The sequence below is a fragment of the Deinococcus misasensis DSM 22328 genome (assembly GCF_000745915.1).
Lineage (GTDB): Bacteria > Deinococcota > Deinococci > Deinococcales > Deinococcaceae > Deinococcus_C > Deinococcus_C misasensis.
The window spans coordinates 1-13,049 of sequence record NZ_JQKG01000075.1 but is presented as its reverse complement, the minus strand read 5'-3'; the positions used below and the strand labels follow the sequence as shown (position 1 = coordinate 13,049).

Sequence of the window (13,049 nt, the reverse complement as noted above, 5' to 3'; positions counted from 1 at the left end):
AGCCGAGAGCCGAGAGCCGAGAGCCGAGAGCCGAGAGCCGAGAGCCGAGAGCCGAGAGCCGAGAGCCGAGAGCCGAGAGCCGAGAGCCGAGAGCCAAGAGCCGAGAGCATGATGTCCTACACCGTAAAAATCGTCAAGGGATGTGTCTGTAGGGGCGAGGTATGCCTCGCCCTGAATGCTTTTGCTAAAGCGTTTTGCCCTCGGCCCTCGGCTCTGGGCCCTCGGCATCCCACCTCCCCAACCCCTCCTCATACGCCAAAAGCGTGTGATGCATCCTGACCTTTCCCTGCTGGTACAACTCCAGAAATTCTGCTTGGCTGAAATACCTGCGGTCCAGAATTTCATCGGTGGGTTCTGTGGGCAAGGTCTCCCCTGCTGCAGGAACCGCAAGCCAGACGAAACGCTGCACCAGTCCACCATCCGAATACCGCCCGAGGTAGGTGTTGAGGAAGGACTGCAATTCCACCCGGATTCCGGCTTCTTCGAGGGCTTCACGTTTTGCGGCCTCCTCGGGGGCCTCTCCGGTTTCGATGGTGCCCATGGGTAGGTGCCAGAGGCCCTGAAAGGGTGCTTTGGCTTGCTGGACCAGCAAAATGCGTCTTTGTGCGTCCAGAATCAGGCATCCTGCCGCTCTGGCGGTGGGGTAAAGGGTGTAGGTTTCATCGAATTGCACGTCTGGCCTCGGCTTTTTTCAGGCTGTTCTGAATCCAGGGTGGGGTTTCAGGACGGGAAAGGGCTTCGGTCAGGGTGAGCCAGCAGGCAGAGGTCACTTCTTCTTCCTGCACAGTCACGGTTCCGCTCTGGTAAGGGGCCATCATCACCACGTTGATGCAAGGCAGGTTTCCAGCCAGAAAGCTGTTGGCTTCCAGATAAGTCAGGTCACCCACCTCAAGGCCCACCTCTTCAAGAACCTCACGTCTGGCGACATGCTCAAGGACATCGGGCAGGATTTCGTGCTGTTCCACTTTGCCGCCCGGAAAGCACAGGAGCCCGCCTGCATGGGCTTCTCTGGTGCTCCTTAAGGTCAGGAGGTAGCGGTTTTCATGGTGGATGATCACTTCGACATTGACAATAAACATTGGGGTCATGGCTGGCACCTTCTGACCGTTTCGCGGATCCAGAGGGGGGTTCTGGGGTCTTCAAGGATCTGCTCGGGGGTCATCCAGAGCACAGCATCCACTTCTCCGGGTTGTGGGGTGGGTTCTCCTGAAAGAAAATCCGCCTGAAAGGTCACGAACAGGACAGGCTGAGATCCATGGAGGGTCGTGGTGCTCCAGACGTATTTCAGATTGTGAATGTGGACCCCGGTTTCTTCGAGGACTTCGCGTCTGGCGACATGCTCAAGGACATCGGGCAGGATTTCGTGCTGCTCGATTTTGCCACCCGGAAAGCACAGCGTACTGGGGGCATCTTCGTCTGTGGTGGGCCTCTGGCACATCAGGCATTGGCCCTGATGCTTCACCACCACCTCGACAGCCACTTTGAATTGAGGAACCATGGTGTCTTTTATAACAAAACTTCTTGAGGTGCCCATCACATGCCTCACATAAAATCCGCATGGAGCAACCCTATAGTGGTGAAAGAGAATCTTCAGGAGGTTTTATGCGATCACGCACCCTGGCGCTCGGGGTTTTGGGCCTGCTCATGGCGAGCTGCAGTCAACTGGCCCCCAACACCACTCCCATCTTTTTGGCAAAATTGTCTGGCGAAAACGTCGTTCCCAAAATCACCTCGGAGGCTTGGGGCTATGCCAACGGTACATTGAGTGGCAACGACCTGACCTTGAACGGCAAATTCTTCCGCCTGAGTGGCAAAGTCACCGGAGTCAAACTCATGCAGGGCAAAGTGGGCCAGAACAGTGCCATGCTTGCTGTTTGCACCTTCGATCCCGCGAAGGAAATCCAGAACGATGCCAGCAAAGTCGGAAACGGCACGTTTGGCAAAACCTGCACCTTCAAAGACCACAAGATCAACGAAGATGTGGTGAAAACCGGCGGTTATTACCTTGTGGTCACCACCGAAGCCCATCCTGATGGCGAGTTGCGCGGTCAACTCGGGTACGAATAAGGAGCACCTCATGAAAACCGTTCATTTTGCTGCTGCACTGCTGGCTCTGGGACTGGCTTCCTGCAACCAGAGCGCCCCAACCCTTCCCGGTCTGCCCACCTACACCGCCAATCTGAGTCATCTCAAAGAAGTGCCTGCTCCCACTGTGCCTGACAAGTACGCTGGCACCGGCTCTGCAAAGGTGGTCTGGGATGGCAAGAAAGCCACCGTGACCGGCAGTTACTCTGGCCTGACCGGTGCAGCCACCATGGCCCACATCCATGAAGGTGAAGCCGGACAGACAGGTGGCCCTGTGTGCACCCTCAAAATCACCCCGGATGCCAAAGATGCCACCAAAGGCACCCTTTCCAACGACGGAGATTGTGTGCTGAACGAAGACAAACTGCGTTTTGGCTTCTATTACGTGAATGTGCACACCGACCAGAACAAACCCGGCGAAATCCGCGGGCAACTGACCAAATAAAGCAAGCCAAAAGAAGCCCCAGAGCAAGCACTCTGGGGTTTTTGTTGTTCTGGGTTGTTCTGGCTTATTTCTGGGACTGTTCCAGATCCTTGAGGTATCCCTGCGCAAAGGGTGTTTGTGCAAGGCCCCCTTCGGCGGTTTCTTTGAGCTGCAAGGGCATCATGCGTCCGACTTGCGCCATGGCCGTGATGACTTCATCGGGTGGGATGAAGCTTTCCAGTTGGGCCAGAGCCAGTTGGGCACTGCTGACCGCATGGACGGCAAAAAATGCGTTTCTGGACACGCAGGGCACCTCCACGTAGCCACCCACTGGATCACACACCAGGCCGATGGTGTTCATCAGGGCAAGGGCAGCTGCGTGAACGCAGGCTCTGGAATCTCCTCCCAGCAGTTCGGTGACGGCAGCAGCAGCCATGGCTGCACTGGAGCCGATTTCAGCCTGACAGCCTCCAGCAGATCCAGAGATGTACATTTGCCTTGAGATGGCTTTGCCAATGCCTGCAGCCAGCACCAGAGGCATCACCAGTTTTTCGTCTTCGATGCCAAGGTGGTCTGCCACCCCGATCAAAGCTCCGGGGATGGTTCCGGCACTTCCAGCGGTGGGTGCAGCCACAATGCGTCCCATGCGGGCATTCTCTTCATTGACGGCCATGGCGTAAGCCTGAACCCGTTTGATCAGGGGAGCATTCAAGGCATCTGGAGCGTCCCAGAGACCCTTGGCATTCCAGCCCACCATGCCGGTGATGCTTTTGGCATCGGTTTTCAGGCCACGTTCGATGCTGTCACGCATTTCCTGAATGCGGGCACGCATGACCTGCTTGACGTCCTCTGGTTCAAGGCCGTTTTCTTCACAATCGGTGTCCAGCACCCACTGGCTTGCGGGGGATGGGGCTTTCAGAATGTCGTCTAAGGTCATGGGGCTCCTTAAAGGCGTTTGAATCCCGGCAGCATGCGAATCCAGCTGATCTCGGGAATGTGGGCAATTTTGCGAATGGCGTAATCCGACAGACCCGAGTCCAGCACGATGCACATCATGGCGGTGCCGCCGCGTTTTTCACGGGTGCAGGTCAGGCTGGCGATGTTCACTTCGTCAATGGCGATCAGGCCGGTGACCCGTGAAATCATGCCGTAGGCGTCTTGATACTTCAGCAGCAAGGTGGGCGAAAAGCCGTCAAAAGCCACCTTGAAACCGTCCACCTCGATGACTTCGATGATGCCCCCTCCGGTGCTGGAGGCTGTCACCTCTACGGAAGCCTGTCCACCTTGTAGGTGGATCAAGGCCGTGTTCGGATGGACATTTCCCAGATCGGCATCATGAAACTCGAAATTCAGACCTGCTTTTTCAGCTTCCTGAAAAGCTTGTGGGAGTCTCGGGTCGTGGGGTTCGAAGCCCAGAATTCCGGCGATCAGGGCCAGATGGGTGCCGTGTCCTTTGCCGGTTTTGGCAAAGCTGGCATAGAGTCCAATGCGGGCTTTTTCAGGGGTGTGGCCCAGCAGTTGGCATGCTGCCAATCCGATGCGGCAAGCACCAGCGGTGTGGCTGCTGCTCGGGCCGATCATCACAGGACCGATCATGTCCAGTAAACTCATATAGACAATTATACCGTAATGTATAACGTATACAAGTATACGATTTATACAGCTAAGGGTTTATACCGGGTCAAAACCATCACTGCAACCTGCAAAAGGGCTGGTTAGACTGACCCCATGAAAATCAAAAACATCAAAACCTTATTGTTCACCCTGATTGCCCTTTCTGGTGGGCCTGCTCTGGCCCAGACCTCCAGTCAGCTTTTGATGGACACCATCAACACCTTCAGTGTGGTGCGAGGTCTGAAGGTCATCAAAGATGTGCCTTATGGTGATCATTCCAAACAGAAACTCGACCTTTATCTGCCACGCCAGAGGGGCACCCATCCGGTGCTGGTCTTCGTGCATGGAGGCACCTGGCAGAAATACAAGAAAGACGACTTCAAATTCATCGGAGAATCCTTTGCCAGAGCAGGTTACCTCACGGTCCTGATCAATTACCGGCTTTATCCAGAGGTGCAGTACCCTGCGTTTGTTCAAGACACCGCAAAAGCTTTCAAATGGGTCAAAGACCATGCCAGAGACTACTCAGGCAATCCAGAGCGCATGTTCCTGATGGGCCACTCTGCAGGGGCCTACAACACCGTCATGGCTCTGGTGAACCCTGCGTTCCTGCCCGCAGAAGGCCTCAAAACCACCGACTTCAAAGGGGTGATTGGCATTGCCGGACCCTACGACATTCCTCCTCTGGACGGCATCTTTGGTGAAGAACCCAACCGCAAAGAAGTGATGCCTGTCCATCAGGTGCATGGAGATTTGCCCCCTTTCCTGCTGGTTTCGGCAGGCAACGATGATCTGGTGTCTGCCACCAACGCGGTGCGTCTGGAGCAAGCCCTCAAAAACAACCAGACCCCAGTCAGCACGGTCACCGTTCCCAACCTCGGGCACAGCGATGTGCTGATCACACTGATGCGAAGGACCTCGGGGTTCTTCACGCTCAGGCAAACCGTGCTGGACTTCATGCAGAAACAGCCCTGAGCTTTGCAAATCGGTTACATGAAGCACAAAAGACCTTCTCCAAAAAGATTAGACTGACTCCATGAAAATCAAATTGCTCCTTGCCACAGCCCTCTTGACCCTGCCTCTGGTGGCACAGGCACAGAACCGGGACCTGAACCTGCTGAACACCCTGACCGTCACCCGCGATCTGCAGGTGCAACACAACATCCCTTATGGCACGGAAAGCCGTCAGAAACTGGACATCTACCTGCCCCGCCAGAAAGGCACCCATCCGGTGGTGGTTTTTGTGCACGGCGGATCCTGGCAAAGCTACAGCAAAGACAATTTTGAATTCGTCGGAGAATCTTTTGCCAGAGCAGGCTACGTGACGGTGCTGGTCAACTACCGACTGGCTCCACAATTCACTTATCCGGCTTTTGTGCAAGACACCGTAAAAGCCTTCAAATGGGTCAAAGACAACATCCAGCAGCACTCTGGAAACCCCAATGAAGTGTTCGTGATGGGTCACTCGGCAGGGGCCTATAACGTTGCAGAAGCCATCATCAATCAAGATCTGTTGTCCGCAGAGGGCCTCAAGCCCACCGATTTCAAAGGGGTGATTGGCATCGCTGGACCTTACGACTTCGATCCTGCGTTCACCCCCGGCGTGTTTGGCACGTATCTGCGCGAACAGGCCATGCCTGCAAACCATGTGAAGGGCGAACTGCCCCCTTTCCTCTTGTTGGTCGCCCAGAACGATGAACTGGTGGCCCCAGAGAACGCCACCAGCATGAAAAAAGCCCTCAAAGCCAATGGCACCCCTGTCGAACTGGTGACCATTCCCAGAGTCAACCACGGTGAAATCCTCGGGGCTTTGATGCGCAGGCTCTCTGGTTTTTTCCCTCCGGTGCGTCAGACGGTGCTGGATTTCATGAAAAAGAACCTTTGAGGTTGTGCAGCCTGGGGTTGTAGGGGCGAGGCGTGCCTCGCCCAGAAGGCATCCCAAAACTCCAAATCCATCTCTGCTGTAGAAAATCCAAAAGGCAATCAAAAAGAAACACCCCGAGAAGGGGTGTCTTTGCATTCAATCGGTTTTCAATGGAGGGTCAACAGGTTTATTTTTGTTCCACGCGTTCATACTTGTGGTCGCTGAAGTCCTCGTCCTTCTTGAGTTTGTAAGGGTTCAGCAGGGCAATCACACCCCCCATGATGATGAAGAGGGGCCAGACCCGACCCCAGTCCAGATCCAGCACAAAAATGGAACCGACCAGCAACAAGGGCAAACTGGACGCCACTTTGGCACCCACCACCGGAGAGAAACCGGTTCTCTGGTATTCCTGATATGCCTGAAGGGCCTGATACAGACCGGGCACCAGAATGAACAGGGCCCACCAGTGGTCGAACTCCAGACCCAATCCGAACACCAGCAACAAAATCACGCCTACAGCAATCACGGTCCAAGCTTCACGTTGTTTTTTCATTGGGCTTTCCATCATGTCACCTCTTCCTTTAAGGTACGCTTCCGTCAGGTTTTGGAGTACCCCCAGAAGTCACCCCTCTGATATGACATACGTCATGTCTCGGGCTGGGGTTGCGTTCCATCGAGGTCGGTGTACCCATAACGCAGCGCGAGTTTCAGCACATCAAGCGCTTCACCGCTGAAGGCACCACTTTCGGCATCCCGGTAAAGGGCAGACACCGCCATCCCAACAAACTCTGGACTGTGGGAGTTGGAGAGATCGAAAACTCCAGCTTTCAGGACCGATTCGGTGCGGACCAGACCGGGATGAAGGGCCACTGCGGTGATCCCGTGAGGCATCAGTTCATGGGCCATGCAGGCGGTCATGTGGTCGCTTGCTGCTTTGGCCGCTCCATACGCCACGCCCATGTCCACCTTCCTGGAGGCAATGAAGGAGATGTTGGCAATCAGACCCCCAGTGCTTTTCAGCATCAGGGGAACCGCCAGAGCAGAAGTCACATACTGCACCCTCACCCCAGCCTGAAACATCCTGTCCCATCTGGAAAGGGGGGCAGTCCAGAAGCCTTTTTCCTCCCAGAATTTTGTGCCGTCAAAGTAGTGCTCGTATCCGCCCCATGCGTTGTTGACCAGCACATCCAGTTTGCCCTGCTCCTGCTCGATCTGTTCGAGCACTTTGCGGCTCTGGTGGTCGTCGGTGTGGTCACACTGGATGGCCACCCCTTTCCCCCCCAGAGCCTCAATTTCCTGCAAGGTGGAGGTCAGGCTGCCCGGAAGGTCCACACTCCCCTCCCCTTCATGCAGGGTGCGACCTGTGAAATACACCACTGCCCCCTGTTTTGCGAGCTCCAGAGCCACGCCCTTGCCCACCCCTCTGGATGCACCTGTCACCAGTGCCACTGTGCCTTGCAAGTTCTGCATCTGCCCCTCCTGATTTCGCTGTGTACCAAATCAGGATAAAGGGTTTCACGTGAAACAGACATAGCAGGGATGGCTTAAAGGAGTACAGACTCAAGATTGAGAGTCCTGAGCCTGCACAAATACAGCAGTAAGCCTCTTACTGCGTTTATCAGTGAAATGGAATGATTCGAAAGAACCCTTCCATTTCAGAAAATACGACCTCAAACATCAACCTCTTGTTTATTTGCTATATGTTTTAAAATATGGCACTGCAAGATATTTGCATATTAAACTCTTTATTGATCATGGCATGAAATTTCAAAAATGATTTTGACTCCTTATCCTTTACACTCTTTTTTCCCTTCCACAGATAAACACCATAATCTTCTCCGCTTTCAATCAATCTGTAGCCACCATCATCAGCCATAAATTCTTCGCTTGCAAGGTAAGCCCCGGAAGAGGGATATGAACCATCTCTAAAGCTCACAGTCTGAACACAACTTTTAGGATCATATTGTACTTTTTCTGCATTGGCCTTGGCAAACAGTTGATTGAAATCAACCTGAAATTCCACACCTTCCTTGAAGGAGTACACTGTAAGAGCACCATTTGCAATCTTAAAAGTTGTTACTCCTTGAACAGCGAAAGACAGCGAAGACAGCAAGACCGCAACCGAGATGATTCTTTTCATATTTCTCCTTCAATGTTCATCGTGCGAACAACACAACCATTATAATCAAACTCGATCATCTGTCCAGCAAGAACTTGAATCATTCACATCAAACCCCATCTTGATTTCCTTCATTGATGATCAGACTGCAAAAGTGAAATGAATTTTTGCAAAAAAATCTCTCCCACATGGGGAGAGGAAAGCAATTTGGGTAAGGACAGTTTTAGATGTCCACCTGAGCATAACGGGCGTTTTGCTCGATGAATTCCCGTCTGGGAGGCACTTCGGTGCCCATCAGCATTTCGAAGACATCGTGGGCCAGTTCCACATCTTCGAGTTGGACCTGCTTGAGCTGGCGGGTCTCGGGGTTCATGGTGGTTTCCCAGAGCTGGTCGGGGTTCATTTCACCCAGACCTTTGAAGCGCTGGATTTCGTACTTCTTGCCGTTTTCGTTGGCGGTGTCCACGAGGGTGCGAAGTTGTTCTTCGTTGTACACGTAGGTTTCGTTGTGCTTGCCCCGTCCGGTGCTGAAACGGTACAGGGGGGGCTGGGCAATGTACAGGTGGCCTTGCTCGATGAGGGCACGCATGTAACGGAAGAAGAAGGTCAGCAGCAGGGCAGCGATGTGACCGCCGTCTTTGTCGGCGTCGGTCATGATGATGATCTTGTGGTAGCGCAGGTTGGAGAGGTCGAAGTGGGCGTTGTCGCCGGTGCCTTCCACCCCTGCCCCGATGGCACTGATCATGCTGCGGATCTCGGTGTTTTTGAGGATCTTGGTGAGCTGGGCTTTTTCAACGTTGAGGATTTTTCCGCGCAGAGGCAAGATGGCCTGAAAACGGCGTTCACGCCCAAGTTTCGCAGATCCACCTGCGGAGTCCCCTTCCACGATGTAGAGTTCAGACTCTATGGGGTCGTTGGAGGAACAGTCCGCCAGTTTTCCGGGGAGGTCATCACTTTCCAGAGGGTTCTGGCGGCGCACCAGATCGCGGGCTTTGCGGGCCGCTTCACGGGCACGGGCAGCGTCTGCGGCTTTCTCCACGATGGTTTTGCCGACTTTGGGGTTCTCTTCGAGGAACTGGGTCAGCTTTTCGTAGACGATGCTCTGGACCGCAGTTTGGGCTTCCTGGTTCAGAAGCTTCACTTTGGCCTGGGATTCGAACATGGGGTCCGAAAGCTTGACGCTGATCACGCAGTTGATGCCTTCAAGGAGGTCATCGCCGCTTGGCAGGGGGTTGCCCTGTTTGATCAGGCTCTTGCTTTTTGCATAGTTGTTGAGCACTCGGGTGTAGGCGGTTTTGAAGCCGGTCAGGTGGGTTCCGCCGTCCCGGTTGGTGATCATGTTGCCGTAACACAGGATGCTGCTGTTGTAGGCCGTGGAGTGGATGAAAGCCACTTCGACTTCGACGCCTTCCAGTTCACCCTTCATCAGGATGGGTGTGTCATAAATCAGCTTGCCTTCGTGCACGAGGCTTTTGGCGTAGGCAGCCACACCACCGGTTTCGTGCCACTCTTCCTGCTTGGGGGTGTCCAGACGCTCGTCGGTGAGGACGATTTTCAGGCCGGTCAGGAAAGAGAGTTCACGCAGACGGCGACGCACGCGGTCGTAGTCGTAGTGGGCGTCGATGCCTTTGAAGTAGGCAGGATCGGCGTAGAAGTGTACTTTGGTGCTGTACCGGACATCTGAAGGGGTGGCACCCAGATTTTCCAGAGGCACAGCCAGATCGCTGTCGTGGAAACGGATGTGGTAGAGCTTTCCGTCTTTGTTGACGTGCACATCAAAGAATTTGGACAGGGCGTTCACGACCGAAGAACCCACGCCGTGCAAACCGCCCGAGACTTTGTAGGCGTTGCTGTCGAATTTACCCCCGGCGTGCAATTTGGTGAAAATCACTTCAATGGCGGGTTTGCCGTAGTCGGGCATCATGTCTACTGGAATGCCGCGTCCGTTGTCGGTGACGCTGACCGAACCGTCTTTGTGCAGGGTAACGGTCACTTCGTCGGCAAATCCGGCCAGACCTTCGTCAATGGCATTGTCAACAATTTCGGTCAGAAGCTGGTGGTATCCATCGATGCCCGTACCGCCCTGGATGTACATCCCGGGGCGTTCACGAACGGCTTCCAGACCTTCAAGGACGCGAATGTTTGACGCGTTGTATTCAGTGGTCATTGTGCTCCTTTTGTTGGGGTTTGAAGAAGGGTGCAACTTCAGCCCTAGCCTTACCAGTATATCAGGTAAAGCATAACTTGGCAAATTTTTTTCTGTTATTGACGTAAATTTTGATTGAAATTTCACGGATCTGTTCCAGAAAAAAACTCCGTCCAGCAGAAAGAAATTTTAACCACCCCTTTAGAGACAACACCGGAAGAGGAGGGCTCACCTGAAGCTCAGGAAATTCTGTTAAATACAGAAAGCTGAGGGCCGAGGGCAAGTCGAGACAGCGTGCGCCCCATGGAATGATTTGCGCTGTCTTTGAGGGGTGGGTTTGGACCGTTCAGCGGCTAGTGTCTTTTGCTTTTGGAAGCATTTTTGGTCTGGTGAATCCAGTTCATCAAGGCATCTGGAGCAACAAACATGCTGATCCAGAGCAGGGCAAAGACCTGTGCCAGCATTCCGCTGTACATTGAAGTGGCCAGCGCAGCGGAAAAAGCACCATTCAGCAAATCAAACCACCACCAGAAGGCCAGCAACACCACCAGCAAGGTCTTTCCCCACGCTTTCCGGGTCCAGACCACAGGCAGATGACCGCCCAGCAAGCACAGGGCTGCACCCAGCATCACGCCGGTCAGGGAGATTCCCTGCGCCTGAACGCTTGCAAAGGTCACCAGAGCCCCTCCAAGGCACATCAGCACCACAGACAGCACCCTTGAAAATGCAGGCCTTTCTTGGTCATTCAGGACCACCAGCAGCCCGAGCAGTAAGATGGGAATCCAGAGCATCCACCAGACCCTGACCCAGAAAAACAGCAACCAGAACGCAAACCACAGGACCACACGGATCAGGCTGGGTCTGTTCCATGCAGGAAAACGCAGCCCTTTTCGCACAATCACCAGCAGGAGCAGGTAAAATCCCACATCCAACACAAAAGGCCAGACCTGAAAATCCCGGCCCATGGAGGTGGAAAAACTTTCCCGAATGTACAGCAAAGGAAAACCCCATTGCTCGGTGGGATCCATGCATTCAGGGAGGCAGTCGGCCCCTCTGGCAGCCTCACCCAGCGGGTAATGCACCTGCAAAGACAGGACCGCGAGGACCACTGCCCAGTACAGCAACTGCAAACCCCTGAGGACCATCAGCGCATGCGGTCGCGGACTTCGGCAAGGGTGTCTTCAAAGGCATCCAGAAAAGCCTCTTCCAGAACCCGGTCCCGCACCAGATCGATGTCATCGGTGGCCAGCAGTTTGGTCCAGCGCACCCGAGCCCCATACGCCCGGTACACATTCCCTTTGCCTGCAATGTAACGTGCAGCAAACTCCACGGCCTCTCTGGGATCTCGGGTGGGAGCGATGGTCATGTCGTTCCGGAGGCCCCCATCATCGTTGACCAGAGAGCAGGTCACTTCGATGCGCTGACCACTGAGGTTGAGGAACACCTGATCCACCCGCCACATGCTGGTGGCGCGGATTGGGCGGGTTTCCTGTCGGTATTTGCGTCTTGCCATGATTCACCCATTCAAAAAGCGAGGAGGTCATCCTCGCCTTCAAGGTTTTCATGGTAGCAAATGGGACGGGCAGAACATTAGGGTCTGACCCACTCTCTGGCCTGCTCGTGGTGCACCAGCACCCGGCCCACCCCTTCTGCGAGGGCTTCGAGTTCCAGTTCTCCGGGGATGACCACCACGGGCGCAATCCAGGAGAGTTTCTCTTCGATGAGGTCCACCAGAGAGAACCACCGTGCAATGCCTCCGGTGATGGCGATGGCATCAGGACGACCAGCCACCACGCTGTAAGAGCCAATGTATTTGGCCACCTGATACACGAAAGCCTTCACGGCCAGTTTGACCTGAGGTTCATCCTGACGCTGTTCCAGTTCCTTCAGGTCAGCCGTTCCAGTGAGGCCCTTGAATCCTGCTTCAAAGAGGAGCAACTGCTCCACTTTTTCTCTGGGGTTCTGGTAGGCCAGATCCAGAAGTTTGCTGAGGGGTAGCATGCCTGTGGCACTGGGTGTGAAAGGACCTTCTTCAAGGTGGGCTCCAGTGGTGTCAATGGCCCGACCTTTGCGGTAGGTGGTGATGCTGCTCTTGTTCCCAAGGTGGGCCACCACAATCACCGAATCGGTGAAACGCTTCCCGACCTCGTAAGCGGTGCGACGGGCGACCGCCTTGGCATTTAAAGCATGAAACAAACTGGTGCGTTCTGCCCCCGGAAAACCGCTGATGCGGGCCTCGGGAAGCAGTTCGTCCACGCTCATGGGGTCGACGACGTAAGCCTCGACACCAAAAGCTTTGGCCACCTCCAGAGCAAGGGGCGCTCCAAGGTTGGTGATGTGGTCTTTGTACGGGGAGTGGATGGCGAACTCTGCAAGCTCTGGAGACACCCGGTAAGTGCCTGCTGGAACCGGACCCAGAATGCCACCCCTGCCGACCACAGCGTCTGGTCTGGGCCAGCCTTTGATGCCCTGCCAGATCTCCTGCCGGATCAGGGGAAGTTTCTCGATGAGGGGGCCAGGGAGATCCGGGTGGGACACTTCGCGTTTCTCAAGCTGTACGCGAATGTTGCCAGGGAGACTCGGGTTGTCACTGGGCTGGATGTGCGCGAGGGCAAGTTTGGTACTGGCTGTGCCAGGGTTGATCACATAAGCAATCATGCGTGGCTCCGTATGCCGCTAAGCATCTGTTTCACTCTAGCACTTTTGGGTCAGGAAATGAGAGTGGAGGACTGCTGAGGGCCTCGTAGGGGCTACGCCCTGAAGCCGAGAGCCGAGAGCCGAGAGCCGAGAGCCGAGA

General features: G+C 54.7%; 16 protein-coding genes. 4 read left to right on the top strand and 12 right to left on the bottom strand.

Going from position 1 to position 13,049, the window contains the following annotated elements; translation table 11 throughout:
• Positions 1-184: 184 nt before the first annotated feature.
• The 3 genes from Q371_RS22290 to Q371_RS22280 are packed head-to-tail and all read right to left on the bottom strand — an operon-like array spanning position 185 to position 1,498.
• A complete protein-coding gene (locus Q371_RS22290) occupies positions 185-673 on the bottom strand; it encodes an NUDIX domain-containing protein (protein WP_034344900.1) in 489 nt (162 codons plus the stop codon).
• Positions 660-1,088 carry an NUDIX hydrolase gene (locus tag Q371_RS22285; RefSeq protein WP_084571605.1) on the bottom strand — a complete coding sequence of 143 codons (429 nt, stop codon included), beginning with the start codon at positions 1,086-1,088 and terminating at the stop codon, positions 660-662. The genes Q371_RS22290 and Q371_RS22285 overlap by 14 nt, the downstream gene beginning before the upstream one ends.
• A complete protein-coding gene (locus tag Q371_RS22280) occupies positions 1,085-1,498 on the bottom strand; it encodes an NUDIX hydrolase (RefSeq protein WP_034344898.1) in 414 nt (137 codons plus the stop codon). The genes Q371_RS22285 and Q371_RS22280 overlap by 4 nt, the downstream gene beginning before the upstream one ends.
• 104 nt (positions 1,499-1,602) lie before the next feature.
• On the opposite strand from Q371_RS22280, the gene Q371_RS22275 reads away from it, so the two are divergent.
• Positions 1,603-2,067 (top strand): CHRD domain-containing protein, encoded by a 465-nt coding sequence (locus Q371_RS22275; protein ID WP_034344896.1) that lies wholly within the window; start codon positions 1,603-1,605, stop codon positions 2,065-2,067.
• Between the two features lie 10 nt (positions 2,068-2,077).
• On the top strand, positions 2,078-2,530 hold the full coding sequence (locus tag Q371_RS22270; RefSeq protein WP_051965072.1) for a CHRD domain-containing protein: 453 nt from the start codon (positions 2,078-2,080) through the stop codon (positions 2,528-2,530).
• Positions 2,531-2,594: 64 nt separating this feature from the next.
• On the opposite strand, the gene Q371_RS22265 is transcribed toward Q371_RS22270, so the two are convergent.
• Positions 2,595-3,446 (bottom strand): L-serine ammonia-lyase, iron-sulfur-dependent, subunit alpha, encoded by an 852-nt coding sequence (locus Q371_RS22265; protein WP_034344894.1) that lies wholly within the window; start codon positions 3,444-3,446, stop codon positions 2,595-2,597.
• Between the two features lie 8 nt (positions 3,447-3,454).
• Positions 3,455-4,120, bottom strand: coding sequence for an L-serine ammonia-lyase, iron-sulfur-dependent subunit beta (gene sdaAB, locus Q371_RS22260; protein WP_034344892.1), 666 nt, complete (start codon positions 4,118-4,120; stop codon positions 3,455-3,457).
• A 117-nt stretch (positions 4,121-4,237) separates the two neighbouring features.
• On the opposite strand from sdaAB, the gene Q371_RS22255 reads away from it, so the two are divergent.
• Both Q371_RS22255 and Q371_RS22250 read left to right on the top strand, forming a co-directional pair.
• Positions 4,238-5,098, top strand: coding sequence for an alpha/beta hydrolase (locus Q371_RS22255; RefSeq protein WP_034344890.1), 861 nt, complete (start codon positions 4,238-4,240; stop codon positions 5,096-5,098).
• 61 nt (positions 5,099-5,159) lie between these two features.
• Positions 5,160-6,008, top strand: a complete 849-nt coding sequence (locus Q371_RS22250; RefSeq protein ID WP_034344888.1) for an alpha/beta hydrolase — start codon at positions 5,160-5,162, stop codon at positions 6,006-6,008.
• A gap of 166 nt (positions 6,009-6,174) precedes the next feature.
• On the opposite strand, the gene Q371_RS22245 is transcribed toward Q371_RS22250, so the two are convergent.
• The 7 genes from Q371_RS22245 to Q371_RS22215 all read right to left on the bottom strand — a co-directional run bounded on the left by Q371_RS22245 (position 6,175) and on the right by Q371_RS22215 (position 12,910).
• Positions 6,175-6,540, bottom strand: coding sequence for a hypothetical protein (locus Q371_RS22245; RefSeq protein ID WP_034344886.1), 366 nt, complete (start codon positions 6,538-6,540; stop codon positions 6,175-6,177).
• 92 nt (positions 6,541-6,632) lie between these two features.
• On the bottom strand, positions 6,633-7,457 hold the full coding sequence (locus Q371_RS22240; RefSeq protein WP_034344884.1) for an SDR family NAD(P)-dependent oxidoreductase: 825 nt from the start codon (positions 7,455-7,457) through the stop codon (positions 6,633-6,635).
• A 235-nt stretch (positions 7,458-7,692) separates the two neighbouring features.
• Complete coding sequence (locus tag Q371_RS22235; RefSeq protein ID WP_034344882.1) at positions 7,693-8,127, bottom strand: hypothetical protein; 435 nt, start codon at positions 8,125-8,127, stop codon at positions 7,693-7,695.
• A gap of 202 nt (positions 8,128-8,329) precedes the next feature.
• The gene (locus tag Q371_RS22230) at positions 8,330-10,273 is read right to left on the bottom strand and encodes a DNA topoisomerase subunit B (protein ID WP_034344880.1); all 1,944 of its coding nucleotides are present in this window, start codon (positions 10,271-10,273) and stop codon (positions 8,330-8,332) included.
• 332 nt (positions 10,274-10,605) lie between these two features.
• Positions 10,606-11,397, bottom strand: coding sequence for a hypothetical protein (locus Q371_RS22225; RefSeq protein WP_034344878.1), 792 nt, complete (start codon positions 11,395-11,397; stop codon positions 10,606-10,608).
• Complete coding sequence (locus Q371_RS22220) at positions 11,397-11,765, bottom strand: hypothetical protein (protein WP_034344875.1); 369 nt, start codon at positions 11,763-11,765, stop codon at positions 11,397-11,399. Before Q371_RS22220 ends, Q371_RS22225 begins: the two co-directional genes overlap by 1 nt.
• A 77-nt stretch (positions 11,766-11,842) precedes the next feature.
• A complete protein-coding gene (locus Q371_RS22215) occupies positions 11,843-12,910 on the bottom strand; it encodes a butyrate kinase (protein ID WP_034344872.1) in 1,068 nt (355 codons plus the stop codon).
• Between the last annotated feature and the right edge of the window lie 139 nt (positions 12,911-13,049).

Excerpts from the sequence above, each read along its gene's own strand:
- Q371_RS22250 (WP_034344888.1), top strand. The coding sequence starts at position 5,160 with ATGAAAATCAAATTGCTCCTTGCCACAGCCCTCTTGACCCTGCCTCTG.
- Q371_RS22265 (WP_034344894.1), bottom strand. The coding sequence starts at position 3,446 with ATGACCTTAGACGACATTCTGAAAGCCCCATCCCCCGCAAGCCAGTGG.
- Q371_RS22240 (WP_034344884.1), bottom strand. The coding sequence starts at position 7,457 with ATGCAGAACTTGCAAGGCACAGTGGCACTGGTGACAGGTGCATCCAGA.
- Q371_RS22230 (WP_034344880.1), bottom strand. The coding sequence starts at position 10,273 with ATGACCACTGAATACAACGCGTCAAACATTCGCGTCCTTGAAGGTCTG.
- Q371_RS22215 (WP_034344872.1), bottom strand. The coding sequence starts at position 12,910 with ATGATTGCTTATGTGATCAACCCTGGCACAGCCAGTACCAAACTTGCC.
- Q371_RS22275 (WP_034344896.1), top strand. The coding sequence starts at position 1,603 with ATGCGATCACGCACCCTGGCGCTCGGGGTTTTGGGCCTGCTCATGGCG.
- Q371_RS22280 (WP_034344898.1), bottom strand. The coding sequence starts at position 1,498 with ATGGTTCCTCAATTCAAAGTGGCTGTCGAGGTGGTGGTGAAGCATCAG.
- Q371_RS22235 (WP_034344882.1), bottom strand. The coding sequence starts at position 8,127 with ATGAAAAGAATCATCTCGGTTGCGGTCTTGCTGTCTTCGCTGTCTTTC.
- Q371_RS22225 (WP_034344878.1), bottom strand. The coding sequence starts at position 11,397 with ATGGTCCTCAGGGGTTTGCAGTTGCTGTACTGGGCAGTGGTCCTCGCG.
- sdaAB (WP_034344892.1), bottom strand. The coding sequence starts at position 4,120 with ATGAGTTTACTGGACATGATCGGTCCTGTGATGATCGGCCCGAGCAGC.
- Q371_RS22220 (WP_034344875.1), bottom strand. The coding sequence starts at position 11,765 with ATGGCAAGACGCAAATACCGACAGGAAACCCGCCCAATCCGCGCCACC.
- Q371_RS22245 (WP_034344886.1), bottom strand. The coding sequence starts at position 6,540 with ATGAAAAAACAACGTGAAGCTTGGACCGTGATTGCTGTAGGCGTGATT.
- Q371_RS22270 (WP_051965072.1), top strand. The coding sequence starts at position 2,078 with ATGAAAACCGTTCATTTTGCTGCTGCACTGCTGGCTCTGGGACTGGCT.
- Q371_RS22255 (WP_034344890.1), top strand. The coding sequence starts at position 4,238 with ATGAAAATCAAAAACATCAAAACCTTATTGTTCACCCTGATTGCCCTT.
- Q371_RS22285 (WP_084571605.1), bottom strand. The coding sequence starts at position 1,088 with ATGACCCCAATGTTTATTGTCAATGTCGAAGTGATCATCCACCATGAA.